The 23,485-nt window shown below is 66.1% G+C and carries 21 protein-coding genes and 1 pseudogene; 15 read left to right on the top strand and 7 right to left on the bottom strand.

Annotated elements, in window-relative coordinates:
• Positions 1 to 27 precede the first annotated feature (27 nt).
• The 4 genes from ACD584_RS18390 (at position 28) to ACD584_RS18375 (ending at position 3,650) form a co-directional block, all read left to right on the top strand.
• A complete protein-coding gene (locus tag ACD584_RS18390) occupies positions 28 to 1,545 on the top strand; it encodes a fumarate hydratase (RefSeq protein ID WP_014507279.1) in 1,518 nt (505 codons plus the stop codon).
• A 192-nt stretch (positions 1,546 to 1,737) separates the two neighbouring features.
• Entirely contained in the window at positions 1,738 to 2,163 is a 426-nt protein-coding gene (locus ACD584_RS18385; RefSeq protein WP_012438785.1) for a hypothetical protein, read from the top strand.
• Positions 2,164 to 2,191: 28 nt separating this feature from the next.
• On the top strand, positions 2,192 to 2,827 hold the full coding sequence (locus ACD584_RS18380) for a glutathione S-transferase family protein (protein ID WP_076036060.1): 636 nt from the start codon (positions 2,192 to 2,194) through the stop codon (positions 2,825 to 2,827).
• A 184-nt stretch (positions 2,828 to 3,011) separates the two neighbouring features.
• Positions 3,012 to 3,650 carry a carbonic anhydrase gene (locus ACD584_RS18375; protein WP_175611802.1) on the top strand — a complete coding sequence of 213 codons (639 nt, stop codon included), beginning with the start codon at positions 3,012 to 3,014 and terminating at the stop codon, positions 3,648 to 3,650.
• A 193-nt stretch (positions 3,651 to 3,843) separates the two neighbouring features.
• On the opposite strand, the gene ACD584_RS18370 is transcribed toward ACD584_RS18375, so the two are convergent.
• Together ACD584_RS18370 and ACD584_RS18365 are read right to left on the bottom strand one after the other, a co-directional pair.
• Positions 3,844 to 4,974, bottom strand: a complete 1,131-nt coding sequence (locus ACD584_RS18370) for a phospholipase A (protein WP_076036058.1) — start codon at positions 4,972 to 4,974, stop codon at positions 3,844 to 3,846.
• Between the two features lie 165 nt (positions 4,975 to 5,139).
• Entirely contained in the window at positions 5,140 to 5,625 is a 486-nt protein-coding gene (locus tag ACD584_RS18365) for a DUF456 domain-containing protein (RefSeq protein ID WP_011036612.1), read from the bottom strand.
• Positions 5,626 to 5,853: 228 nt separating this feature from the next.
• Here ACD584_RS18365 and ACD584_RS18360 point away from each other — a divergent pair, with 228 nt between their 5' ends.
• Positions 5,854 to 6,069: a cold-shock protein gene (locus ACD584_RS18360; protein ID WP_003483561.1), complete on the top strand. Its 216-nt coding sequence runs from the start codon at positions 5,854 to 5,856 to the stop codon at positions 6,067 to 6,069.
• A 76-nt stretch (positions 6,070 to 6,145) separates the two neighbouring features.
• Here ACD584_RS18360 and ACD584_RS18355 read toward each other — a convergent pair whose 3' ends face one another.
• The gene (locus ACD584_RS18355; RefSeq protein ID WP_011036613.1) at positions 6,146 to 6,628 is read right to left on the bottom strand and encodes a glycine zipper 2TM domain-containing protein; all 483 of its coding nucleotides are present in this window, start codon (positions 6,626 to 6,628) and stop codon (positions 6,146 to 6,148) included.
• 119 nt (positions 6,629 to 6,747) lie between these two features.
• The gene (locus tag ACD584_RS18350) at positions 6,748 to 7,176 is read right to left on the bottom strand and encodes a cytochrome c (protein ID WP_076036057.1); all 429 of its coding nucleotides are present in this window, start codon (positions 7,174 to 7,176) and stop codon (positions 6,748 to 6,750) included.
• A gap of 48 nt (positions 7,177 to 7,224) precedes the next feature.
• On the opposite strand from ACD584_RS18350, the gene ACD584_RS18345 reads away from it, so the two are divergent.
• Positions 7,225 to 8,055 carry a ThiF family adenylyltransferase gene (locus ACD584_RS18345; RefSeq protein WP_076036056.1) on the top strand — a complete coding sequence of 277 codons (831 nt, stop codon included), beginning with the start codon at positions 7,225 to 7,227 and terminating at the stop codon, positions 8,053 to 8,055.
• Positions 8,056 to 8,100: 45 nt separating this feature from the next.
• On the opposite strand, the gene ACD584_RS18340 is transcribed toward ACD584_RS18345, so the two are convergent.
• Together ACD584_RS18340 and ACD584_RS18335 are read right to left on the bottom strand one after the other, a co-directional pair.
• Positions 8,101 to 8,868: a TatD family hydrolase gene (locus ACD584_RS18340; RefSeq protein ID WP_076036055.1), complete on the bottom strand. Its 768-nt coding sequence runs from the start codon at positions 8,866 to 8,868 to the stop codon at positions 8,101 to 8,103.
• Positions 8,868 to 9,083: a DUF6116 family protein gene (locus tag ACD584_RS18335; RefSeq protein WP_076036054.1), complete on the bottom strand. Its 216-nt coding sequence runs from the start codon at positions 9,081 to 9,083 to the stop codon at positions 8,868 to 8,870. The genes ACD584_RS18340 and ACD584_RS18335 overlap by 1 nt, the downstream gene beginning before the upstream one ends.
• A gap of 144 nt (positions 9,084 to 9,227) precedes the next feature.
• Between ACD584_RS18335 and ACD584_RS18330 the strand changes: the two genes are divergently transcribed.
• The 9 genes and pseudogenes from ACD584_RS18330 to ACD584_RS18290 all read left to right on the top strand — a co-directional run bounded on the left by ACD584_RS18330 (position 9,228) and on the right by ACD584_RS18290 (position 21,615).
• Positions 9,228 to 10,004, top strand: a complete 777-nt coding sequence (locus tag ACD584_RS18330) for a glycine zipper 2TM domain-containing protein (RefSeq protein WP_011036618.1) — start codon at positions 9,228 to 9,230, stop codon at positions 10,002 to 10,004.
• A 176-nt stretch (positions 10,005 to 10,180) separates the two neighbouring features.
• On the top strand, positions 10,181 to 11,344 hold the full coding sequence (locus tag ACD584_RS18325; RefSeq protein ID WP_076036053.1) for an acyl-CoA dehydrogenase family protein: 1,164 nt from the start codon (positions 10,181 to 10,183) through the stop codon (positions 11,342 to 11,344).
• 92 nt (positions 11,345 to 11,436) lie between these two features.
• Entirely contained in the window at positions 11,437 to 13,983 is a 2,547-nt protein-coding gene (locus ACD584_RS18320; RefSeq protein ID WP_175611801.1) for a DUF3857 domain-containing protein, read from the top strand.
• 227 nt (positions 13,984 to 14,210) lie between these two features.
• Positions 14,211 to 14,834, top strand: coding sequence for a glutathione S-transferase family protein (locus tag ACD584_RS18315; RefSeq protein WP_076037737.1), 624 nt, complete (start codon positions 14,211 to 14,213; stop codon positions 14,832 to 14,834).
• 22 nt (positions 14,835 to 14,856) lie between these two features.
• On the top strand, positions 14,857 to 16,800 hold the full coding sequence (gene asnB / locus ACD584_RS18310; RefSeq protein ID WP_076036051.1) for an asparagine synthase (glutamine-hydrolyzing): 1,944 nt from the start codon (positions 14,857 to 14,859) through the stop codon (positions 16,798 to 16,800).
• A gap of 74 nt (positions 16,801 to 16,874) precedes the next feature.
• Positions 16,875 to 17,428: pseudogene (locus tag ACD584_RS18305) on the top strand (NADPH-dependent FMN reductase).
• A gap of 187 nt (positions 17,429 to 17,615) precedes the next feature.
• Positions 17,616 to 19,046 (top strand): replicative DNA helicase, encoded by a 1,431-nt coding sequence (locus tag ACD584_RS18300; protein WP_076036050.1) that lies wholly within the window; start codon positions 17,616 to 17,618, stop codon positions 19,044 to 19,046.
• A gap of 291 nt (positions 19,047 to 19,337) precedes the next feature.
• Positions 19,338 to 20,756: a deoxyribodipyrimidine photo-lyase gene (locus ACD584_RS18295; RefSeq protein WP_175611521.1), complete on the top strand. Its 1,419-nt coding sequence runs from the start codon at positions 19,338 to 19,340 to the stop codon at positions 20,754 to 20,756.
• Positions 20,757 to 20,889: 133 nt separating this feature from the next.
• Positions 20,890 to 21,615 carry an OmpA family protein gene (locus ACD584_RS18290; protein ID WP_011036626.1) on the top strand — a complete coding sequence of 242 codons (726 nt, stop codon included), beginning with the start codon at positions 20,890 to 20,892 and terminating at the stop codon, positions 21,613 to 21,615.
• 782 nt (positions 21,616 to 22,397) lie between these two features.
• Here ACD584_RS18290 and ACD584_RS18285 read toward each other — a convergent pair.
• Entirely contained in the window at positions 22,398 to 23,432 is a 1,035-nt protein-coding gene (locus ACD584_RS18285) for a LysR family transcriptional regulator (protein WP_011036627.1), read from the bottom strand.
• Positions 23,433 to 23,485: the final 53 nt, after the last annotated feature.

Genomic DNA, 23,485 nt, shown 5'->3' with positions numbered 1-23,485 from the left:
TTGCCCCCGCCAGCCGTAGAGCCAGCCGTGACCTCGATCAAGCAGGAAGACCTCATCCAGTCCGTCGCCGATGCGCTGCAGTACATCAGCTACTACCACCCGGTCGACTACATCAAGAATCTGTCCGCCGCCTACGAGCGCGAAGAGTCGCCGGCCGCCAAGGACGCGATTGCGCAGATCCTGATCAACTCGCGCATGTGCGCCGAAGGCCACCGCCCGATCTGCCAGGACACCGGCATCGTGACCGTGTTCCTGGAAATCGGCATGAACGTGCGCTGGGACGACGCCACGATGGGCGTGGAAGACATGGTCAACGAGGGCGTGCGCCGCGCCTACAACCACCCGGACAACAAGCTGCGCGCCAGCGTGCTGGCCGACCCGGCCGGCAAGCGCGCCAACACGAAGGACAACACCCCGGCGGTGGTCAACACCAAGATCGTGCCGGGCGACCATCTTGAGGTGATCGTGGCGGCCAAGGGCGGCGGCTCGGAGGCCAAGAGCAAGTTCGCCATGCTCAATCCCTCCGATTCCATCGTCGATTGGGTGCTCAAGACCGTGCCGACCATGGGCGCCGGCTGGTGCCCGCCGGGCATGCTCGGCATCGGCATTGGCGGTACCGCCGAAAAAGCCATGTTGCTGGCCAAGGAAGCGCTGATGGAGCCGATCGACATCGTCGACCTGCAGGCCCGTGGAGCCTCCAATCGCGCCGAAGAATTGCGCCTGGAGCTGTACGAAAAGGTCAACGCGCTGGGCATCGGCGCCCAGGGGCTGGGCGGCCTGACCACGGTGCTGGACATCAAGGTCAAGGACTACCCGACCCACGCCGCCAACCTGCCGGTGGCGCTGATCCCGAACTGCGCGGCCACCCGCCATGCGCACTTCACCCTGGATGGCAGCGGCCCGGTGATGCTGGACCCGCCTTCGCTGGAAGACTGGCCCAAGCTCACCTACAACCCGACCAACGCGCGCCGGGTCAACCTGGACACCATCACCCGCGAAGAAGTGGCCAGCTTCAAGCCGGGCGAAGTGGTGCTGCTCAACGGCAAGCTGCTCACCGGCCGCGATGCCGCACACAAGCGCATGATCGACATGCTCAACCGCGGCGAGACCTTGCCGGTCGACTTCACCAACCGCTTCATCTATTACGTTGGCCCGGTCGACCCGGTGCGCGACGAAGTCGTGGGCCCGGCCGGCCCGACCACCGCCACGCGCATGGACAAGTTCACCCGCCAGATGCTCGAACAAACCGGGCTGCTGGGCATGGTCGGCAAGTCCGAGCGTGGCGATGCGGCGATCGACGCCATCCGCGACAACAAGGCTGTGTACCTGATGGCGGTCGGCGGCTCGGCGTACCTGGTGTCCAAGGCGATCAAGGCCGCACGCGTGCTGGCCTTCGAAGATCTCGGCATGGAGGCGATCTACGAGTTCGAGGTCAAGGACATGCCGGTGACGGTGGCGGTGGATTCCACCGGCGAATCGGTGCACAAGACCGGCCCGCGGCTGTGGCAGTCGCGCATCGGCAAGATTCCGGTAGTGGTGGAATAAGCAAACCTGGAACGGCGACGCACACCCACTGCGTCGCCGTTTTCAGTTTGGGCGCCGCGTATATCTGTTATTGGCACGCGATGTTTGTGCGCTGGAAAAAGATGCCTGCATGCGTGTCTCGCGTGGCAGGACGGCCCAACAGCAACGGGCTATGCTCGGGGTGCACATGCCAGCACCCTCAGGAGAACAGGAATGCTCCGCCTCATCTGCCTTGCCGTCTTGGTGTGTGCCAGCCTGCCGCTGGCAGCGCAGCAAAAGACCCAGCCCACCGTGCTGTTTCCTTCCGGCAACTACGCGCCGCAGCCCACCGCGCCGGTGCCGTTTGCCGAGAAAAAGCCGCTCAAGCCCAGCGACACCGCGACGCGCTTCGACGGGCCCTCGGTGATGGAGCGCTGCATCGCGCAGTGCAACCGCAGCGCGGCGCAGTGCAACGCCGACCGGCCAAGCGAGAGCAGTTGCCGCATGGCGGTTGCACCACGCGGAAAGAGCTGCGACGCAACCCAGAATCCGGCGCAGCGGGCCAATTGCATGGCGCAGGTGTTCGATTGCACCCAGCAAAGCGATGCCAATCGCTGTGAACCGCACAAGCTTGCCTGTTTGCGTTCCTGTACCAACTAGTCCTGTCCCACCTAACGAGCGAGCCTGCATGACCACGACGCTGTACCACGCCCCCAGCACCGCCGCCCTGGTCGTGCACTGGATGTTGATCGAACTGCAGGTGCCGCACGTGCTGCATCCACTGGACTTCGACCGGCGCGAGCAAAAATCCCCCGCGTATCTCGCGCTCAACCCGGCCGGCGTGGTGCCGACCCTGGTGCTGGAGGGGCAGGTGCTGACCGAAGCGGCGGCCATCGTGCTGCACCTGGCCGACCTGTACCCGCAGGCGGGCTTGGCACCGCCGCCGGGGACGCCGGCACGTGCGGCGTACTACCAGTGGATGTTCTTCTGCGCCAACACCTTGCAGCCGGCGTATCGCGCCTGGTTCTACCCGGACGAGCCGGCCGGCGCTGCGCAGGTCGACGCTGCGCAAGCGCAGGCCCGGCAGAAACTGGAGGCGGCCTGGGCGCAGGTGGACGCGCACCTGCAGGCGCACGGCCCGTATCTGCTGGGCGACACGCTGTCGGCGGCCGACTTCCTGCTGACCATGCTGATGCGCTGGTCGCGCAATATGCCCAAACCCACGGATACCTGGCCCGCCTTGCACGCGCATGCCCAGCGGATGAAGGCGCGGCCGGCTTTCCAGGAGACCTACCGGCGCGAGGGCCTGACCGACTGGACCTGAACCGCGAACGCGCAGGCGAAGCGGTGTGTCGATAGTTACAGTTGAGTCCGCTGGGTTATGCCTGCCCAGGTGTACGATCGCGAGACACACAGAGAACAGGGGCTCTACCATGTTGCAGTCCGTATCGCGTCGCAAACTGTTGCAATGCGCATGTTGCGCACCGGTGGCTGCCGCCGCTGCCTCGTTGCCGTTCTCGCTGCGCGCCGCGCCCAGCAAGAAGACCGACCTCACCGCCGAACAGGCGCTGCAGGTGCTGCGTGACGGCAACAAGGCGTTCGTCGAGAACCGCCCCAAGAAGGTGATCTCCGACGGCAAGCGCCGCCTGGAGCTTGCCCTTGGGCAGACCCCGTTCGTGATCCTGGTGTCGTGCTCGGATTCGCGCGTGCCGCCGGAGCTGCTGTTCGGCCGCGGCCTGGGCGAGATGTTCATCGTACGCAATGCCGGCAACACGGTAGACACCACCGCGCTGGGCTCGATCGAATACGCAGTGAGCCAGCTCGGCGTGCCATTGGTGGTGGTGATGGGGCATGAAAGCTGCGGCGCAGTGGCGGCGGCGGTGTCGGTGGTCGAGCAGAACGCGTTCTTCCCCGGCGCGATCGGCGCGATGATCGAACCCATCGTCCCGGCCGTGCTGACGGCAAAGAGCAAGGGCGGTGAAGATCTGCTGGCGGCATCGGTGAAGGCAAACGTCAAGCGCACCGTGGACCGCCTGCGTGGTGCCTCCGAGCCGGCATTGCTCGAACCGCTGCGCGAAAGCCGCGTCCGTGTGGTTGGTGCGTATTACACGCTGAAGGACGGCAGGGTCGATTTCTTCGACGTCTGAGGCGGTGGCAACACGCGGGTGTGCGGCGTTTTCTGCTCCTGCTGCTGCGCTGAAACATCTGAATTGAAAAAGCCGGCAGCGATGCCGGCTTTTTTCATGGCAACTGATTGTGCCGTCGCTGCTGCGACAACATCGGCCTTCAGGAGCTACAGCGGGCGTTGACGGGCCTGCGTGCACCCCTGCGGCCGACGCATCAGAACCATTCCAGCAACGACACGCCCACGCCCACATAGGTGGCCTTGTGGTTGTAGTCGATCAGGCTCTCGCCATAGCCATCGAACACCTGCACGTGGCCGCGCAACAGGTTGGTGATCGGGAAGCCGTAATCCAGTTGCACCGAGCCGTGCGAGCGGTCGCCGCCACGCAGCGAATGCCGGGCAATCAAGGCGAATTCGTGGCCATCCTTATTATAGACCAGGGTGGCGTCGCCGCGGCCCATGTAATCCTCGATGTCCGGATTATTGTCGTCGGCACGGTCTTCCTTGATACGGAACCACGGGCGCAAGGTCAGCGCCCAGTTCTCGCGATCCAGGCCGATGTTGAGGATCACCCGGTTCCAGGAACGCGACAGCGGGTCTTCGCGGCCGTTGGACATGTGATTGAGGCTGATGCCGCTCATGCGGCCTTTCCAGCCGAAGATGCTGTAGTTGTTGCGAAACACCAGCATCGCTTCCGGTTCGTAATTGGTCTCGCGGAACGGGCGCGAGGCATCCGAGTTATAGGCCTGCCAGCGCGAGCTCTGGGTATAGCCCATCCAGATATCGCCGTTGTCGCCGAACAGATCCTCAACCACCTTGGTCTTGAAGCTCAGCTGGAACTTCAGTTCGGCGCTGTCCAGTTGCTGCGGCGTGCTGACCGAGTTGGACGGGTTGGGCGACTGCGGCGTGCGGTTGGTGTCGCTGGTCCAGAATGCCGGCAGCAGGTAGACCGGCTTGTAGCCGCGCAGCTGGAAGGTCCCCAGCTTGGAATCCTTGGCCAGCTCCCAGCGGCGGTCCAGCAGCGAGCCGCGGCCGGCATTGGCGACCGCTTCTTCCTTCGGCTGGTCCTGGCCGTCGGCGCGGAAGAAATCGCCCATGCGGCTGATCTTGCGGGTGTCTTCCGATTTGGCGGCCTGCTTGGCCAACTGCGCGGCGGCATCTGCCTCCTGCACGGCCTGCGGGGTATATCCCAGCGCCTGGTCGTAGCACGCCAGGCGTGCGGCATCCGAAGTCACGGAGGTACAGGCCTGCGGCGATGCCGGCTGCGGAGCGATTTCCTGCCCATGCGCCAGCGGCGCAGCGGCCAGGGCGATCAGCATTAGGGGACGGGTACGGTGCTTGGACATGGGTGCTGGCCGAGGTGGAGGCGCCACACAGGCGCAGAAGGACGCAGGATAACGGTCGCGTCTGCATAAGCCATGTGTACACGGCGGCATAACAAGTCGGACGCGACTGCGGCCGCGGAGCTGCCGATGAAGCGCGCGCCGTTGCCGGCCTGCGGTTGTTGTCGCTCAGAAAAACCAGGCGATCGCGAACACGCCCAGCATGCACATGCCCAGCGCCAGCTTGGTGGCAGTGCCGAACACGATGCCCAGCCAGGTGCCGATGCCCACCTTGGTGGCCTGGCCGGTCTTGCGGGTCTGCCAGTACTCGCCGATCCAGGCGCCGGCGAAGGGACCCACGAACAGCCCGATCGGCATGAAGAAAATTCCGGCAATGGCGCCGATCACCGAGCCCCACAGCGCCAGCTTGCTGGCGCCGACCCGCTGCGCGCCGTACACCGTGGCCAGAAAGTCGATCAGGAAGGACAGCGCCGTCATGACGCCCAGCACCACCAGCGCGACCCATCCCACATGCGCGAAGCCGTCCGCCCAGGCCGCCAGCAACAGGCCGGCAAACACCAGCGGCAACCCGGGCAGGGCCGGCAGGATCACCCCGGCAAGCCCGACCAGGACCAGCACGCCGGCCAGAATGTAGTAGACGACGGTGGTGTCCATGATGGTCTAGAAATGTCCTATTTCAGGGTTGACAAAAATGCGCAAGGGGTGCTTGAAATTTCGTTTTGTGCGGGTTAAGTTGCAGCCGCAGCTGTTTGCCGGGGTCACAGTGAATCGTGGCCTGATGCGGTAGATCGACCGATCCGCTACATCCTTGTACCTCGCTTCCTCCTTGCAACCAGCCACCGCCGCCAATTCCATACACAGTGTCGTAGGGAGTCAGTCGAGATGTCCAACATCGAACGCGAAAATGGTGTCGTGAAGTGGTTCAACGATGCCAAGGGCTTCGGCTTCATCAGCCGCGAAAATGGCGAGGATGTGTTCGTGCATTTCCGCGCGATCCAGATCCAGGGCTTCAAGAGCCTCAAGGAAGGTCAGAAGGTCAGCTTCACCGTCGTGCAAGGCCAGAAGGGCCTGCAGGCCGACGCGGTGCAGGTGGTCTGAGCACACGCATTGCGCAGACGGCAGAAAGGCCCGTTGCCGGGCCTTTCTGCTCACTAAGGCCTCAAGCGGCGTGCGCTCAGCGCAGCACGACCTTGCCGTTGACCACGCGCACATAAGCGTTTTCGCGCACGCCGGCCAGGTCGCGCTGGTTGACCATGATCACGCGGCCATCGTCCATGCGCACCTGCACGTCGTAGCTCTCGCTGGTGACGTTGTTCTGGATCGCGTTGCCCGCCAGGGCGCCGGCAGCGGCACCGGCAACGGCGGACACGTTCTTGTTGCCCTTGCTGCCACCGGTCTCCTTGGAGATCTGACGGCCAGCGACCGCGCCGACAATGCCGCCGAGTACCGCGCCGGTGCCGGTCGGAGCGCTGCGGGTGGGGCCAACCTCATCGATGCGGGTGACGATGCCGCAATCCACGCAGCGGTTCTGCTGCGAGTAGCCGCCCTGGTCGTAGCCGCGGTCGCCGCGATAGCTGCCGTACTGGGGCTGGGAGGTGGCACAGCCGACCAGGGTTGCGGTGGCGGCCAGGCCAATGACGAGCAGTCGGGTCTTCATGAGGTCTCTCCAGGAATTCGGTAGGCGGTCGGGGCCGCGGCGACGTCATCCTGTGATGGTCCAGGTGAACGGCCTGCCAACTGGATCACTCCAGGCTTAACGAAACCCGAGCGAGGCCTTCATCGAAAGTCACGGTGGCAGGCCTCGCAGGCCTCGGAAATCTGGGTCCGCGCCTGTGCCAGCGCAGCGCAATCAAGGTTCGGCGCGTGCAGTGGCGCAGCGATCGCAGTACGCAGTGCCTGCGCGTGTTCTTCAAAGCGCCGGTCTTCGCCCAGGTCGCCGAACACCGGCTCCAGGTCAGTGACCAGCAGCTGCAGCGTCTGCAGCCGCGCGTGTTGTCTGGCTGGTTCACAGCTGCCACTGGCTGGGCCTGGCAGGGCGCGCAGTTGATGCTCCATGACCTGCATCAGGCTGTCCGGCACCGGGTCGCGCCGTGCCTGCAGCGTGCGCGCCACCATCACCGTGCAGACCAGGCCGATCAGTACGCCCAGCACGAGAACGAACACATAGCGTGTCGCATGGGATTGCGCGGGAGGCGGTGCGGACATGGCTGCTCCAGGTGAGCGCGCCTTGGTTGGGGCGCGTAAAATAGGCCGATGAAAGCACAATGGCGTGAACGCTTTGCCGGTATCGACCGGCTGTACGGAGTTGGCACGGTGGAGCGGCTGGCTGCGTGCCGGGTCGCGGTAGTGGGCATGGGCGGGGTGGGCTCGTGGGTGGTGGAGGCGCTGGCCCGCACCGGCGTGGGCCATCTGCGGCTGATCGATGCCGACGATCTATGTGTTTCCAACACCAACCGGCAGCTCCCGGCGCTGGCCGGCCAGTACGGGCGCAACAAGGCGCGCGCAATGGCCGAGCGCTGCGTGGCAATCAATCCGGAGATCGAGGCCGATGCGGTGGAGTCGTTTCTCACCGCCGGCAATATCGAGAGCCTGCTGGGCGAGGGCTTCGATCTGGTGATCGATGCCTGCGACAGTTTTCGCGTGAAAGTCGAAACCATCGCCTGGTGCCGGCGTCGCAAGCTGCCGCTGCTGACGGTGGGCGCGGCGGGCGGGCGTACCGATCCGACCCTGGTGCGTGTACGCGATGTCTCGCGCACCGAGCACGACGCGATGCTGGCACTGATCCGCAAGAAGTTGCGCAGCGACTTCAACTTTCCGAAAAGCGCCAAGCGCTACTTCGGCGTGCCGGCGGTGTATTCGCTAGAGAACGTGAAGTACCCGCAAGCCGATGGCAGCGTTTGCGGCATTCGTCCGCAACTGGGCGCCGATGCCGCGCTCAAGCTGGACTGTGGTGCCGGGCTGGGCGCGGCCACGCACATCACCGGCACGTTCGCGTTCGTCGCGGTCGGCAAGGCGCTGGAGATGTTGCTCAAGCCCAAGAGCGCGGCAGCGTTGCCTGCCCCGACGGATGCGGCGGCGTCGTAGCGTCTGGCCGCTGGTCTGCAAGTAGTGGCGTATTGGCGCACACAGTCAGGCCGGCAAGCCAAACAGCCGCCGCGCATTGGCGCTGGTCTGCGTCGCGATCGCTTCGGCCGGCTCGCCGCGCAGCTGCGCGATGCAGTCCAGCACGGTGCGCAGACGCGCCGGTTCGTTGCGTTGCCCGCGAATCTCTGCGTCCGGTTGGTCGGGCGCATCGGTTTCCAGCAGCAGATGCTGGAGCGGCATCTGCGCGGCCAAGCCGCGTAGGCGATTGGCGCGCGGATAGGTGACCGGCCCGCCAAGGCCGATCATGAAATCCAGCTTCCACAATTGCTGCGCCTGTTCCGGGCTACCGGCAAAGCTGTGCACCACGCCGCGGATGCCGCCTACCGCCTTGATGCGCGCAATGACCTCCTCGACGGCGCGGCGCGCATGCACGATCAGCGGCAGATCGAAGCGCTTGGCGAGCTGTAGCTGGCCATCGAAGTAGTGCCGCTGGGCCTGCGCATCCAGGCCATCGAGAAAGAAATCCAGGCCGCATTCGCCGATGGCGCACGGGCGCTCGCGCGCAATCCACTCAGCCAGCAATTCCAGATGTTCGGGGCGGTGCTGGTCCAGAAAGATCGGGTGCAGCCCGTACGCGGGATGCAGGCCCGGCGCCAGCGCGCAGGCTTCACGCAGGCCCGGCCAGCTGGCGGCGGTGATCGCCGGCACCACCTGCTGCATGACGCCGGCGGCCTGTGCCCGCGCAATCACCGCGGCGCGGTCGGCGTCGAACTCGCCTGCGTCCAGATGGCAGTGGCTGTCGATCAAGTGCATCAGTCGCGCCGCACCGGTGCAGGCAGTGGCGCCTTGCGCGTCTTCCAGTTGGCCAGCAGCAAGGTGCTCAGGCCGAACAGCAGTTCGTCCAGGAACGGAATGGGATCAGGCACCACCATGTCGACCAGGAACAGGGCGGCCGCCAGCTTGAACAACGTGGGATATCGCAGCTTGCTGGCCCAGTCCAGGGCACGTGAAGTGAGTGGATTACGCATGCGCAGGCTCCTGCTGTTAGCGATGCATGAAGTAACCGCTAGCTGAACTTAACTGCGGCATTCATGAGCGAGGGCGTTTTTGTTCAGGGTTCCCGTGCTGGAATCACGCCGTCAACAACGCGGCGTGTCCGCACGGAGCTGGTCATGAAGAGCAATACGACAACTATACTGGTCGCTGCTGGAGCGTTGCTGGTCGGAGGCGTGGCCACGGCTGCCTTCATGAATAACCGCCCGTCCTCGGGTGATTTCGTCGCCAACGGCGAGCCCGCACCGCGCGGCCTGGAATATGCCGATGTGGTGAAGGTTGCACCGATCACCGAGCGCGAGCCGCAGTACGCGCAGGTCATCAACAGCAACGCCATTCGCGAAACCACCACCAGCTCCTCGCCGCGCGAAGTCTGCCGCGACGTGGTGGTGCAGGAGCGCCTGCCCGAGCGCGACGGCAACGTCGGCGGCACGGTGGCCGGTGCCGTGATCGGCGGTCTGCTGGGTAACCAGGTGGGCGGCGGCAACGGCCGCAAGCTCGCCACCGTGGCCGGTGCAGTGGGCGGCGGCATGGTCGGCAACCGCGTCGATCGCAATCACGTGGGTGGCCGCGTGGTCGACCGCACCGAGCGTCAGTGCCATACCGAAAATGCCAACTCGCAGTCCTCGCGCGTGGTCGGCTATGACGTGACCTACCGCAATCAGGATGGCACCACCGCCACCATGCGCATGGACAGCAAGCCGGGCGAGCGCATTTCGCTGGGCGATGCCGACAACGTGGTGGGCTACGACGTGACCTACCGCTATGACGGTTTCGAGAAGACCGTGCGCATGAACGACAAGCCGGCCAGCGAGCGCCTGCCGGTGGTGGATGGTCAGCTGGTGACGCAGACCGCGTCGGCCGTGGACCGCCCGAGCAGCAGCACCCGCCAGTAAGCGCCAACGCGCACCAGCAGTTGGGTGCGCAGTAGAGAGAAGAGCCGGCATTGCCGGCTCTTCTCGTTTGTGCGGACGCCGCGGCGCTGCCCGCGCGCAGAGCGCTCGTCTGTGGATGGTCGCCTGTGGACGGCGCAACTGGCAGATAATCGCCGCATCCCACCTGGAGGCGCGCAATGCCGGTACGGCCTGATGACTTGTTCGACGTGCGTGCGCAGCTCAGCGATGACGAACGCGCGGTGCAGGATGCGGTGGCACGTTTCACCGATACGCGGGTGCTGCCCGGCATCGGCGAGGCATTCGACGCCGCGCGCTTCCCGCGCGAACTGGTCCCCGAGCTGGCAGCGCTGGGCTTGCTGGGTGCCAGCCTGCCGGTGAGCGAGGGCGGCGCCGGCCTGGGCGCGGTGGCGTACGGGCTGATCTGCCAGGAGCTGGAGCGCGGCGATAGCGGCTTGCGCAGCTTTGTCAGCGTGCAATCGTCGCTGTGCATGTATCCCATCCATGCCTATGGCAGCGACGCACAACGGCGCCAGTGGCTGCCGGAGATGGCCGCCGGCCGGGTGATCGGCTGTTTCGGCTTGAGCGAGGCGCAGGGCGGCTCGGACCCGGCGGCGATGACCACGCGCGCGGTGCGCGACGGTGACGGTTGGCGGCTCCGTGGCGCCAAGATGTGGATCACCAACGGCAGCATCGCGGACCTGGCAATCATCTGGGCGCATACCGACGACGGCGTGCGTGGCTTTTTGGTGGACACGCGCAGCGAGGGCTTCCGTGCGCAGGACATCGGCCACAAGATGAGCCTGCGTGCCTCGGTCACCTCGGCGGTGTTCCTGGACGATGTCTTCGTGCACGAGCAGCAACGCTTGCCGGATGCACTGGGATTGAAGGCGCCGCTGGGCTGCTTGAGCCAGGCGCGCTTCGGCATCGCCTGGGGCGCGATCGGGGCGGCGGTCGCCTGCCTGCGCGAGGCGCTGGCTTACAGCGGCGAACGCATTCTGTTCGGGCGGCCCCTGGCGGCCACGCAAAGCGCGCAGATCAAGCTGGCCGACATGGCGCGCCGGATCGCCACCGCGCAACTGCTGGCGCTGCAACTGGGGCGACTGAAGGAGGCCGGCACGCTGCGCCCGGAACAGATCTCGCTGGCGAAGTGGAATAATTGCCGCATGGCACTGGATGTGGCGCGCGAGTGCCGCGACCTGCTTGGGGCGGCGGGGATCACCACCGAGCATGTGGCGATCCGGCATGCGCTGAATCTGGAATCGGTGATCACCTACGAGGGCACCGAAACCGTGCATCAACTGGTGGTAGGACGGGCCCTGACCGGGCTCAATGCGTTCTGACGAGGAGTGGGTGCTTGATCGGCAAGGATGTGATGCAACGCCTGCGTGGCGTGTGGTGGGGAGTGTGGGTGTGCCTGGCCGTCGTTGCGGTGCTGGCGGTGCCGGCCGCGCAGGCCCGTGATGCGCCGCGTATGGCGCCCGCGCCGGCGTGGGTGGTGGCCGACGCCGTGCCGGACAAGGTGGCCGGTACCAGCGGCTTGCGCTATGAACTGGTCTCTGACCAGGTCGATCTCACCGGCCGCGCGCCGCAGGCGTACCGGCGGCTGAGCTACAGCGTGCGGCGCGAAAAAGACCTGGAGGAGGCCGGGCAGATCTCGATCGACTACCAGCCGCAGTACCAGCAGCTGGTGCTCAACAGCCTGGAGGTCTGGCGCGACGGTCGCCGGATCGACATGCGCACGCAGGCGCATTACGCGCGGCTGCGCCGCGAGAGCGGCTTGGAGGAAGGGCTGATCGATGGCGCAGTGACGCTGTCGATCACCGTGCCGGACCTGCGCGTGGGTGACCGTGTCGACTACGGCGTGACCCTCACCGGCAGTAACCCGGTGTTTGGCCAGGGCTATTACGACGTCTTCGATGCGCGCTACGGCGTGCCCTTGGGCGAGCGCCGGGTGCGGGTGCGCTATCCCTCCACGTTGTCCTTGCAATGGAAGATCGCCGCGCCGGGCTTCAGCCGGCATGTCAGCAGTGCCGACGGGGTGACCACGCTGGAGATTGCCGCGAGCAACATTGCCGCGGTGCAGCCGGAGAAAGATGCCCCCGACGATGTCGACCCCTATGGCGTGATCGAAGTGTCGACCGCCGGCAGCTGGGGCGCGGTGGCGGCATGGGCGCTGCAGCTCTACCCGCACGCGTTCAAGGATGCGCAGGTGGCCGCCGGCATGGTGCAGAGCCTGCAGTTGCGCAACACCGATCCTCAGGGCGCGCTGCTGCGCGCAGTGGCCTTCGTGCAGGGCGAGATCCGCTATGTGGGCCTGGACATGGGCGAGAACTCGCACGCCCCGCATGCGCCGGAGGTGACGCTGCGTAACCGCTACGGCGACTGCAAGGACAAGGCCACGCTGCTGATCGCGCTGCTGCAACTGGCCGGCATCCGCGCCGAGCCGGTGCTGGTGCACAGCGAGCGCGGCCATGGTCTGGAAAACCGCCTGCCAAGCCCGTATGCCTTCGATCATGTGGTGGTGCGCGCGCATCTGCCGCAGGGCGAGGTATGGGTGGATGCCACGCGCGACCGCGAGCAAGGTCCACTGGCGCAGCGCCGCCCACTGCCGTTCGTGCGCGGCTTGCCGGTGGTTGCCGGGCAGACCGAGCTGGTCGCGGTGCCCGCGCCGCGGCCGACGGTGCCGCAGGTTGAGGTGGAAGAAGACATCCATATCGCTATGGGGGATTCGCCGCGCGTGGCGACCTTCAGCGTGGACACGGTGTATCGCCAGGGCTACGGCGATCCGGTCGCGGCGCGGTTCGACGCCGACGGTGCCGAGGCGGTGGGCGAACGCTATCTGGAGTACATGCAGCAGTACTACACCGCGCTGACCCAGCAGGAGGAGCCGACGCTCACCCAGCCGGACGATCGCTCGCAGGCGCGCACCCACGAGTCCTACCGGCTTGAATGGGCCAAGGACGAAGGCGACGAGGTCGGCTTCCCGCTGTTTCAGCTCAGCGACTGGATGGACACGCTGCCAAGCGCCGCGCGAAAAAGCCCGCTGGCCCTGGAAGGGCCGCGGCTGGCGCGCCAGACCGTGCGCGTGCACGTGACGCCTGCAATCTCGGTAAAGGCGCAGCGCGATGAGGTGGCCAACCCGTGGTTCCGCTTCTCGCGCACCGTGGCCATGCGCGATGGCACCTTGGAGATCGTCGGCGAGTGGCAGCGGTTGTCCGACCGCATTCCCCCGAACGGCATCAAGCGTGCGGCGGCCGACATGGAGCGTGCGCGCGACCTGCTGTATTTCAACCACGATCTGGCAACGCCAGCGCCGCGCGCGCCGATCAACTGGCGCGCACTGCTGCAGCCGATGGCAGCGCTGGGGGCGTTGATCGTGCTGCTGTTGGCGTGCGTGGTGTGGTGGCGCCTCGGTGGGCTGGGCGGGATGCTGTTCGACCCGTATGCCGTTGCGCAACGCATGCCGCAGCAGCCAGGCCTGCGCTGGAGCGCGTGGATCACCGCAGCGGTCTCTGCGGCATTGATGGCCTGGATGCTGTTGCAGAGCTGGCCACTGTGGGCGCGGCTGGCAGGCGGCATCGGCGTCTATGCGCTGGCCGTGCTCGGCGGCGTGTTGCTGAAGCCGGTGTTGCGCTGGATGGGCAGCACCGCATCGCTGGGCCGCGTGCTGCCGGCCGCCTTGGGCAGCGCCTTGCCGTGGCTGGTCTGTCTGTTGGCCGGCCTGGTGGCGCTCGCTGGCGATGTCACGCTGCTGCGGACCGGCGCGCGCAACGGGGCGGAACTGGCGCAACTGGCGATGTACGTGTTCGTGCTGCTGCTGGGCGCGCTGTGGTGGGCGATTGCCGCGCTGCAGGCCGTGGCCGGCGCGGCGCAGTGCGGGCGCGCCCGTGCGTTCGGGGCGCTGGCCTTGACCGCGTCGCTGCTGGGCATGCTGATCGCGGTGATCGGTGTGCCGCTCGCGTTATGGGTGATGCGCTGATTGGCGTGCGGTTCGCAAGGCGTTGATGGATCCAGCTAAGTCAGCGCCGCAATGACGGCAGGGCGGCGGCTGCAGGCCATCTGCATCGTTGCGGGTGGCAGTAGGCAGGTGGATGACTGGCAGATGCGTCCGTCCGCGTGCGCCCGCGGCAGGGCTTTGCAAAGCCGCGAAGGGCTGTGACACTGCCAGCCCCTCGTTGCTGCCGCGGAGTCAGCGTGACCTCGACCGTGCGTCCCCCCCTGACCGTGCATGGCATGTCCAGCTCGGGCAACTGCTACAAGGTGCGTCTGCTGCTGGAGCAGCTCGGCAGCCGCTACCACTGGGTCGAGGTCGATAGCGCTTCCGGCGAGACCCGCACGCCCGAGTATCTGGCCAAGAATCCCAACGGCAAGGTGCCGATGGTGGAACGCGACGACGGCCGCGTGCTGACCGAATCCAACGCCATCCTGTTCTGGCTGGCCGAAGGCACGCCGTATCTGCCCACCGACACCTGGCAACGCGCGCAGGCGCTGAGCTGGATGTTCTTCGAACAGTACAGCCATGAGCCCTACGTGGCGGTGGCGCGCTTCATCAGCCTGTGGACGCCGCGCGATGCCGCACGCCGAGCCGAGCTGCCGCAGCTGCGCGCGCGCGGCGAGCAGGCGCTGGGGGTGATGGAACAGCACCTGCGCCAGCACGCCTGGTTCACCGGCGCCGACTACGGCATCGCCGACATCGCGTTGTTCGCCTATACCCATTGCGCCGAAGACGGCGGCTTCGATCTGGAGCGTTGGCCGGCGATTGACGACTGGTTGCAGCGGGTGCGCGCGCTGCCGGGCTTCGTGGCGATGCCTGCGCCGGTGAGCGCATGAGCGGCCGGCAGGAGCACTGACGATGTGTGGATTGGCAGGACTGTTGCTGGCAACACCGCGCATGCACGGCGAGCAGCTGGAGGCATTGGTGCGGCCGATGGGCGGCGCCTTGCGCCACCGTGGCCCCGACGATGCCGGCACCTGGTGCGATGCGCAGGCCGGTATTGCGCTCGCGCATCAGCGCCTGAGCATTCTGGATCTCTCTCCGCTCGGCCATCAGCCGATGCGCTCGGCCGACAGCCGCTACGTGCTGGCCTACAACGGCGAGATCTACAACTTCGCGCAGTTGCGCGCGGCGCTGGCGGCGCTCGGGCACCGCTTCCGCGGGCATTCGGATACCGAAGTGCTGCTGGCCGCAGTGGTGGAGTGGGGCCTGGACGACACACTGGCGCGCTGCAACGGCATGTTCGCGCTGGCGCTGTGGGACGAACGCGACCATTGCCTGTCGCTGGCCCGTGACCGCGTGGGCAAAAAGCCGCTGTACTACGGCTGGGCCGGTGACACGCTGGTATTCGGCTCCGAGCTCAAGGCGCTGTGGCAGCACCCGGATTTCGACAACGGCGTGGACCGCGATGCGCTCACCCTGCTGTTGCGGCTGGGCTATATCCCGGCGCCGGCCTGCATCCACGAACGTACCTTCAAGCTGATGCCCGGGCGGGTGCTGCGGCTGGACGCCCAAGCGGTGGCCGCCGGCGCCGCCGCACACCGGCCCGACCAGGCCCAGCAACCGTTCTGGAATGCCCGCGAGGCCATGCAGCGTGCGCTGGCCGCGCCATTCACCGGCACTGATGCCCAGGCCGAAGATCAACTCGATAGCGTGCTGCGCGATGCAGTGGCGCTGCGCATGGTGGCCGACGTGCCGGTGGGCGTGTTCCTGTCTGGCGGCACCGATTCGTCGATCGTCACCGCGATGATGCAGGCGCAGAGCGACCAGCCGGTGCACACCTTCAGCATCGGCTTTGAGGGCTCGCACCACGACGAAGCGCCGCTGGCGCGCGAAGTGGCCACGCACCTGCACACCGATCACACCGAGCTGTATGTCAGCGGCGCCGATGCGCTGGCGGTGGTGCCGACCTTGCCGGACATGTTCGACGAACCGTTCGCCGACGCCTCGCAGGTGCCCACCGCGCTGGTGGCGCGGCTGGCGCGCGGTGGCGTCACCGTGGCGCTATCCGGCGATGGCGGCGACGAGCTGTTCTTCGGGTATGGGCGCTACCAGCGCGCGCTGCGCAACTGGCGCATGCACGGGCTGGTACCGGCGCCGCTGCGGCGGCTGATGGCGGTGGCAGCGCGCAAGAGCGGCGAAGCCTCCCGCACCGGCGGGCTGGCGGCACTGGTGGCCGAGGCGGGCGCACGCGGCATCGGCGACATCTACCGCAACCGCATCTCACGCTGGCGCGACCCGGCCGCGGTGGTGCTGGGTGCGACCGAGCCAGACAGTTTCTACAGCCTGGCCGATCCGCTGCATGGCTCGGGCACGCCGGCCGACGCAATGATGCTGGCCGACTTCGCTGCGTATCTGCCGGACGATCTGCTGTGCAAGGTCGACCGCACCACCATGGCGGTGGGGCTGGAGGCGCGCGCGCCGCTGCTGGACTGGCGCGTGGCCGAGTTCGCCTGGTCGTTGCCGCTGTCGCTCAAGTACCGCGACGGGGTCAGCAAGTACCTGCTCAAGCGCGTGCTGTGCCGCTATCTGCCCGAGCCGATGGTCTACCGCGGCAAGCGTGGCTTCGGTGCGCCGGTGAGTGCGTGGCTGCGCGGCGACCTGCACGGCTGGGCCGACGATCTGCTGGCACACGGCACGCTGCAGCGCGAAGGCGTGTTCGCTGCCGATACCGTGGCCGGGCTGTGGCGCGACTTCAATGGCGGCGAGCGCAAGTGGCACACCCACCTGTGGACCGTGCTGATGTTCCAGGCCTGGCAGGACCACTGGCGCGCGCAGCGGGCCGCCATCGTCCGGTCGTAGCGCGGGCGGCGCTTCACCGGGTGTGCGCGCCACGCTGCCTACAGTGGGGCGCTGGTTCCCACGGAGCGTTCCCCATGAGCAAGTACACCATTGCGGTATTGGTCGGCAGCCTGCGCGCGCAGTCCTACAACCGTCAGCTGGCCCAGGCGCTGGCGCAGCTGGCCGGCGACAAGGCCACGTTCGAGTTCCTGGAGATCGGCGACCTGCCGCTGTACAACGAGGACCGCGACAGCGTTACCCGGCCGAAGGCACCCGCCTCAAGCAGCAACTACGCGCCGCCGATGCGGTGCTGTTCGTGACCCCGGAATACAACCGCTCGATCCCCGGCGTGCTCAAGAACGCCATCGACACCGCCTCGCGGCCGTATGGCGACAGCGCCTTCGCCGGCAAGCCGGCCGCCATCGCCGGCATCTCGGTCGGCGCGATCGGCACCGCGCTGGCGCAGCAGCATCTGCGAGGCGTGCTGGCCTACCTGGACATGCACGTGCTCGGCCAGCCGGAGATCTATCTGCAATACAAGGATGGCTTGTTCGGCGCCGACGGCCAGATTGCCGATGCCGATAGCCGCAAGTTCCTGCAGGGATTTGTCGACAGCTTCCTGGCCTGGATCGCACACCACACACGCTGAGCGCGCGGGCCGGGCCTGCATGCCCGCAGGCTAGACGGGGCAGGGCATCGCGGGCAGTGAGACCGCACCGGCGTAGGCTGTGGTGCACTGGCTATGCACCAGTTATCCACAGAGTTGTGCATGGTCCTCGCCGCCGGCGATGACTATGCTTCCTGCCCCCGTCTCCCTCGCGTCAGGCTGTCCGTCCATGTCCGCTCGTCCCGGCTTCCGTTCCAACCGCAATCGCGACCGCGATCGTGATGACTACGATCGTCCCGAGCCGCGCCTGGACCAGTTGCGGGTTCCACCCCATTCGTTGGAAGCCGAGCAGGCGGTGCTGGGCGGCCTGATGCTGGCGCCGGATGCGTTCGACAAGGTCAACGACCAGCTCACCGAGAACGACTTCTACCGGCGCGACCATCGGCTGATCTACCGCGCCATCCGCGAGCTCTCCGAGAAGGATCGCCCGTTCGATGCGGTTACGCTGGGCGAGTGGTTCGAGTCGCAGGGCAAGCTGGAGCAGGTGGGCGACGGCGCCTATCTGATCGAGCTGGCCAGCACCACGCCGTCGGCGGCCAACATCGCCGCCTACGCGGAAATCGTGCGCGACAAGGCGGTGTTGCGGCAGCTGATCGAAGTGGGCACCAACATCGTCAACGATGGCTTCCAGCCAGAAGGCCGCGAGAGCGTCGAGCTGCTGGCATCGGCGGAAAAAGCGGTGTTCAAGATCGCCGAAGCAGGCGCGCGTGGGCGGACCGACTTCGTGGCGATGCCGGGCGCCTTGAAGGACGCGTTCGAAGAGCTGCGCAACCGCTTCGAAAACGGCGGCAACATCACTGGCCTGCCGACCGGGTACACCGATTTCGATGCGATGACCGCCGGCCTGCAGCCGACCGATCTGATCATCCTGGCCGCACGTCCGGCGATGGGCAAGACCACGCTGGCGTTGAACATTGCCGAATACGCCGCGATCAAGTCCAAGAAAGGCGTGGCGGTGTTTTCGATGGAAATGTCGGCGTCGCAGCTGGCGATGCGCTTGATCTCCTCCAACGGCCGCATCAATGCGCAACGCCTGCGCACCGGTGCGCTGGAAGACGAGGATTGGGCGCGCGTCACCGGCGCGATCAAGATGTTGAAGGAAACCAAGATCTTCATCGACGACACGCCCGGCGTGTCGCCGGAAGTGCTGCGTTCCAAGTGCCGCCGGCTCAAGCGCGAACACGACCTGGGCCTGATCGTCATCGACTATCTGCAGCTGATGTCGGTGCCGGGCAACAGCGAAAACCGCGCGACCGAAATTTCGGAAATTTCGCGTGGGCTCAAGGGCCTGGCCAAGGAACTCAACGTGCCGGTGATTGCGTTGTCGCAGCTCAATCGCTCGCTGGAAACGCGGACCGACAAGCGCCCGGTAATGGCCGATTTGCGCGAATCCGGCGCAATCGAGCAGGACGCGGACATGATCGTGTTCATCTACCGCGACGACTACTACAACAAGGAAAACTCGCCCGACAAGGGCCTGGCCGAGATCATCATCGGCAAGCACCGTGGCGGCCCGACCGGCTCGTGCAAGCTCAAGTTCTTCGGCGAATACACGCGCTTTGACAATCTGGCGCACGATTCGGTGGGTAGCTTCGAGTAAGCCGCTGGCAACGTGTGGCATCTTGACCTCAGGGATGACGGTCGACGAGGAATGCGGGCGCAGGTGCCCGACACCGCATGTGTCAGCAGCGATGCCTGGGACGCCATGCGCGCGGAGCTGCACCAGCGCGCGTAAGGCTGGCAGGGCATGACGCGCAGCGATCGCTGTCGCACATCGCGGCACCGACGGTGCGCCAGCGAACGCTTCGCACAGACTCCGCGGCTGGCATCGCGCCATCGTTGCGGCCGCTGGCTTATGCTGCGCGGCCTCACCTGCCGCTGCCGAGTCTGCATGTCTTACGCCATCGTCTGGTTCCGTCGCGACCTGCGTCTGGAGGACAACCCCGCCTTGCGCGCCGCGCTCGATGCCGGGCACGACCCGATTCCGCTCTACGTCGATGCCCCGCACGAAGAAGGCCAATGGGCGCCGGGCGCAGCGTCGCGTGCGTGGCGGCATCGCAGTCTCGCCGCACTGGATGCCTCCTTGCGTGCGCGCGGCAGCGCCTTGCTTATTCGCCAGGGCGACAGTGCGCAGGTGCTGGACGCAGTGATCGCGCAGACCAAAGCGGTAGCGGTGTACTGGAACCGCAAATATGAGCCGGCCACCCAGCCACGCGATGCGCAGATCAAGCGCAGCCTGCGCGAGCGTGGGCTGGAGGTGCAAAGCTGCAACGCCGCGCTGTTGTTCGAACCATGGACCCTGGCCACCCAGCAGGGCGGGCCGTACAAGGTGTTTACGCCGTTCTGGCGGAATGCACTCACCCAGCTGCGTTTGCCCGATACCATGCCCGCGCCGCGCAGCCTGCCGCCCTTGCCCGCGTCGCTGGACGGTGTGCACGTCGATGCGCTGAACCTGCTGCCCACGCCGGCATGGGACCAGGGCTTCTGGGAACACTGGCAGCCGGGCGAAGCCGGTGCGCACGAGATGCTGGAGATCTTTGTCGACGGAGCGCTGTCGGGTTACCGCGAAAACCGCGACCGTCCCGACCGCGTTGGCACGTCGCAGTTGTCGCCGCATCTGCATTTCGGCGAGATCGCGCCCTGGCGCATTGCCAGCACCTTGGAGGCGCAGCGTAGCGCGCGCAATGGCGTGGACATCGACGGCTATATCCGCCAGTTGGGATGGCGCGATTTTGCGTACCACCTGCTGCATCACTTCCCGGACACCACCACGCAAAACCTCAACCCGCGCTTTGCCGGCTTCGACTGGGCCACGGTGGATCCGGTCACGCTGGACGCATGGCAGCGCGGGCGCACCGGCATCCCGATCGCCGATGCGGGGCTGCGGCAGCTGTGGCACACCGGCTGGATGCACAACCGCGTGCGCATGATCGTGGCGAGCCTGTTGTGCAAGCATCTGCGCGTGCATTGGCTGGAGGGCGCGCGCTGGTTCTGGGACACCTTGGTGGATGCCGACCTGGCCAACAACACGATGGGCTGGCAGTGGGTGGCCGGCACTGGCGCCGATGCCGCGCCGTATTTCCGCGTGTTCAATCCGGTGACGCAGGCCGAGAAATTCGACCCGCAAGCCACCTACATCACGCGCTGGATTCCCGAGCTGGCGGCATTGCCGGTGAAAGAGCGCTTTGCACCGTGGCTGCATCCTTTGTCGCTGGCGCGGCTGGCACCGACCTATCCGCGCGCGCCAATCATCGGCCTGGCCGAAGGGCGCGATGCCGCGTTGGCGGCCTACGCAGGCACGCGCGGCTAAGCGAAAACGTTTTCCTGAACGAACCGCTAGCCGAGCGCTGGCGGTGGGCGATTTCATCATGTGCCAGTCGCGTTGCGCTGTTTATCCTCGCGGCACGATTCAGCGCCGGATGGTCCGGCCAAAGGAGAACACCATGTCCCCAGCAGCCAGCAAGAGCCTTGCCGTGGCCTTGGCCAGCGCCATCGCGCTGTCCGCCTGCGCCACCGGCGGCTCGTACGTGCAGCGCGACCAGTACGGCGACCAGACCCAACAGCAGAACCGCACCGGCCGCAATGCGCTGATCGGTACCGCGATCGGCGTCGCCGCCGGCCTGCTCACCGGCGACAGCGCCACCGAACGCCGCCAGCACGCGATGATCGGTGCCGGTATCGGCGCATTGAGTGGTGCGGCCGTTGGCCAGTACCAGGATCGTCAGGAACGCGCGTTGCGCGAGCGCACCGCCAACACCGGCATCGACGTGCAGCGCCAGGGCGACAACATCACCTTGAACCTGCCCGACGGCATCACCTTCGACTTCGGCAAGTCTGCGTTGAAGCCGCAGTTCTACACCGCGCTCAACGGCGTGGCCTCGACACTGCGTGAGTACAACCAGACCATGGTGGAAGTGGTGGGGCATACCGATAGCGTCGGTAGCGATGCGGTGAACCAGCGCCTATCCGAAGAGCGTGCCAACGCGGTGGCCCAGTACCTGACCGCCCAGGGCGTGCAGCGCGAACGCATGGAAACCATGGGCGCTGGCAAGCGCTACCCGATCGCCGACAACAGCACCGACGCCGGCCGCGCACAGAACCGCCGCGTCGAAATCCGCCTGATTCCGCTACGCCAGGAAGGCGCCGCCAGCACTACCGGCATGCGCTGAGTTTGATGGCGTCATGTGACGTGTAACTGGCGTCACCGGATGCATAAAAAAGGCCGCGAAAGCGGCCTTTTTTTGAGTTACAGACGGCCTGAAGTAAGAGCAAGGTCCAGATCACTGGTTACGCAAAACGCCAACACAAACAAAAAACAAGAGCAAAAAAACGTCCAACAAAACGTCTGCATTCCTCATCATTGAACTCGCTGTCGCTGTCGCTGTCGCTGTCGCTGTCGCTGTCGCTGTCGCTGTCGCTGTCGCTGTCGCTGTCGCTGTCGCTGTATTGCCCTGTTTGCGATCAACACAGCGATCCGTCGCCTGCCAAGCCTGAAACTTTGCTTCGGCACCGCTGTTCCGCTTTTGCTCCTGCTTCACCCAGTCGCCTTAAAGCAAGCCGAGCACCGCAGCTGCGCGTGGCCGAAGAGGCGCCCTTGTCTGAGCGTAGCGAGTTTGGGCGCCGTGCCACGCGTGGCGAGGAGCGCAGGGCACAGGTGCGGCTTCACCGCACCGGATTGCGTCGGCGACAGCGGTTTTGGTTCCTTTTGCCAAGACAAAAGGAACTCGCGCCGCAGGCGCGAAAGCTCTGCGTTGAAGCCGGGAATGGAATGTCGGGATCAGGGATTCGCTTAAAGCGTCGCATCAACTTTCTTGCGCGAGCTAGACGCAAATCCGATTACGAATATCAGAACAACCAACGCGCCTCACCCTCATCAGTCCCGCAGGCACCTTCTCCCACTGGGAGAAGGAACACCTGCTTTGCTACGCGTCGAGACCGCACAAAACGCCCGTCACGCCGTAGCTTTCTCCAAAATGCGCTTACCCTCGGCGCGCAACTCGGCCTCCACTTCAACCTCCACCTCCGCATCCCCATTGGCGCGCTGTGCGGCCAGCCGTGCAGGGCACTGCGCCATCATGTAATCGGCATCGAAGTTCAGGCGTGTCACCAGGAAATCCACGAACGCCCGCACCTTCGGCGACACCAACCGGCCACCGGCAAAGACCGCGTTGAAGTCCACTTCCGGCCCGGTCCAACCGGCCAGTACACGCCGCACCATGCCCGATTGCACGAACGGCTTGGCCATCACATCGCCGGTCAGCAACAAGCCTTCGCCGCACAGCACCGCACCATTGAGCGCGGCCGGGTCGTTGGCCACCATCAACGGATTGACCGGGAATTCGCGCACATCGCTGCCGTCGCTGAGCGACCAGAAGAAGCGGTTGTTGTGCACGTTGCGGTTCTTGCGCAGGGCGAGCGTGCGATGGAACTGCAACTCGTCCGGATGCAGCGGCTCGCCATAGCGTTCGATGTAAGACGGGCTGGCAAACACCTGCGTGCGCAGGCTGCCCAGCTTGCGCGCAACCAGGTTGGAATCGGGCAGGGCACCCACGCGCAGGGCCAGATCGGCTTCGCCGCCGATCAGGTCCAGCTTCTCGTTGCCCAGGTGCATGTCCAGCTGGATTTCCGGGTATTGCGCGTGGAATTCGCCCAGCAACGGCGCGATCCAGGTGATGCCCAGCGAGTACGGCACGGTGAAGCGCAACCAGCCGCGCGGGCCCGATTGCAATTGGCCGACGGCGCTCTCGGCTTCTTCCAGTTCACGGGCAATGCGCTGGCAGTGTTCGTGATAGACCGCGCCGGCTTCGGTCAGGCCGATGCGACGCGTGGTCCGGTGCAGCAGGCGGGCACCCAGCCGGGTTTCCAGTTCCTGCACCTTGCGGCTGACCGTGGTCTTGGGCAGGCCGAGCGAGTTGGCGGCAGCGATGAAACTGCCTTGTTCGACCACCTTGACGAAGATCAGGGTGTCGTTGAGATCGTGGGTCATGAGGGGTGCCTTCCGGAGTCTGGAGGGATTGGACCGCTTGCGGGACGATTATT

The sequence above is a fragment of the Xanthomonas sp. NCPPB 2922 genome, from assembly GCF_041520885.1.
In the GTDB taxonomy this organism is placed as follows: domain Bacteria; phylum Pseudomonadota; class Gammaproteobacteria; order Xanthomonadales; family Xanthomonadaceae; genus Xanthomonas; species Xanthomonas campestris.
Note: the sequence above shows the minus strand (reverse complement) of the source record. Positions and strands in the feature narration are given on the sequence as shown.

What these genes read in the sequence shown, in the direction of transcription:
- ACD584_RS18345 (WP_076036056.1), top strand. Translation starts at nt 7,225, where the DNA reads ATGAAAGCACAATGGCGTGAACGCTTTGCCGGTATCGACCGGCTGTAC.
- ACD584_RS18295 (WP_175611521.1), top strand. Translation starts at nt 19,338, where the DNA reads ATGTCTTACGCCATCGTCTGGTTCCGTCGCGACCTGCGTCTGGAGGAC.
- asnB (WP_076036051.1), top strand. Translation starts at nt 14,857, where the DNA reads ATGTGTGGATTGGCAGGACTGTTGCTGGCAACACCGCGCATGCACGGC.
- ACD584_RS18370 (WP_076036058.1), bottom strand. Translation starts at nt 4,974, where the DNA reads ATGTCCAAGCACCGTACCCGTCCCCTAATGCTGATCGCCCTGGCCGCT.
- ACD584_RS18335 (WP_076036054.1), bottom strand. Translation starts at nt 9,083, where the DNA reads ATGCGTAATCCACTCACTTCACGTGCCCTGGACTGGGCCAGCAAGCTG.
- ACD584_RS18355 (WP_011036613.1), bottom strand. Translation starts at nt 6,628, where the DNA reads ATGAAGACCCGACTGCTCGTCATTGGCCTGGCCGCCACCGCAACCCTG.
- ACD584_RS18385 (WP_012438785.1), top strand. Translation starts at nt 1,738, where the DNA reads ATGCTCCGCCTCATCTGCCTTGCCGTCTTGGTGTGTGCCAGCCTGCCG.
- ACD584_RS18365 (WP_011036612.1), bottom strand. Translation starts at nt 5,625, where the DNA reads ATGGACACCACCGTCGTCTACTACATTCTGGCCGGCGTGCTGGTCCTG.
- ACD584_RS18285 (WP_011036627.1), bottom strand. Translation starts at nt 23,432, where the DNA reads ATGACCCACGATCTCAACGACACCCTGATCTTCGTCAAGGTGGTCGAA.
- ACD584_RS18380 (WP_076036060.1), top strand. Translation starts at nt 2,192, where the DNA reads ATGACCACGACGCTGTACCACGCCCCCAGCACCGCCGCCCTGGTCGTG.
- ACD584_RS18330 (WP_011036618.1), top strand. Translation starts at nt 9,228, where the DNA reads ATGAAGAGCAATACGACAACTATACTGGTCGCTGCTGGAGCGTTGCTG.
- ACD584_RS18300 (WP_076036050.1), top strand. Translation starts at nt 17,616, where the DNA reads ATGTCCGCTCGTCCCGGCTTCCGTTCCAACCGCAATCGCGACCGCGAT.
- ACD584_RS18325 (WP_076036053.1), top strand. Translation starts at nt 10,181, where the DNA reads ATGCCGGTACGGCCTGATGACTTGTTCGACGTGCGTGCGCAGCTCAGC.
- ACD584_RS18350 (WP_076036057.1), bottom strand. Translation starts at nt 7,176, where the DNA reads ATGTCCGCACCGCCTCCCGCGCAATCCCATGCGACACGCTATGTGTTC.
- ACD584_RS18290 (WP_011036626.1), top strand. Translation starts at nt 20,890, where the DNA reads ATGTCCCCAGCAGCCAGCAAGAGCCTTGCCGTGGCCTTGGCCAGCGCC.
- ACD584_RS18360 (WP_003483561.1), top strand. Translation starts at nt 5,854, where the DNA reads ATGTCCAACATCGAACGCGAAAATGGTGTCGTGAAGTGGTTCAACGAT.
- ACD584_RS18340 (WP_076036055.1), bottom strand. Translation starts at nt 8,868, where the DNA reads ATGCACTTGATCGACAGCCACTGCCATCTGGACGCAGGCGAGTTCGAC.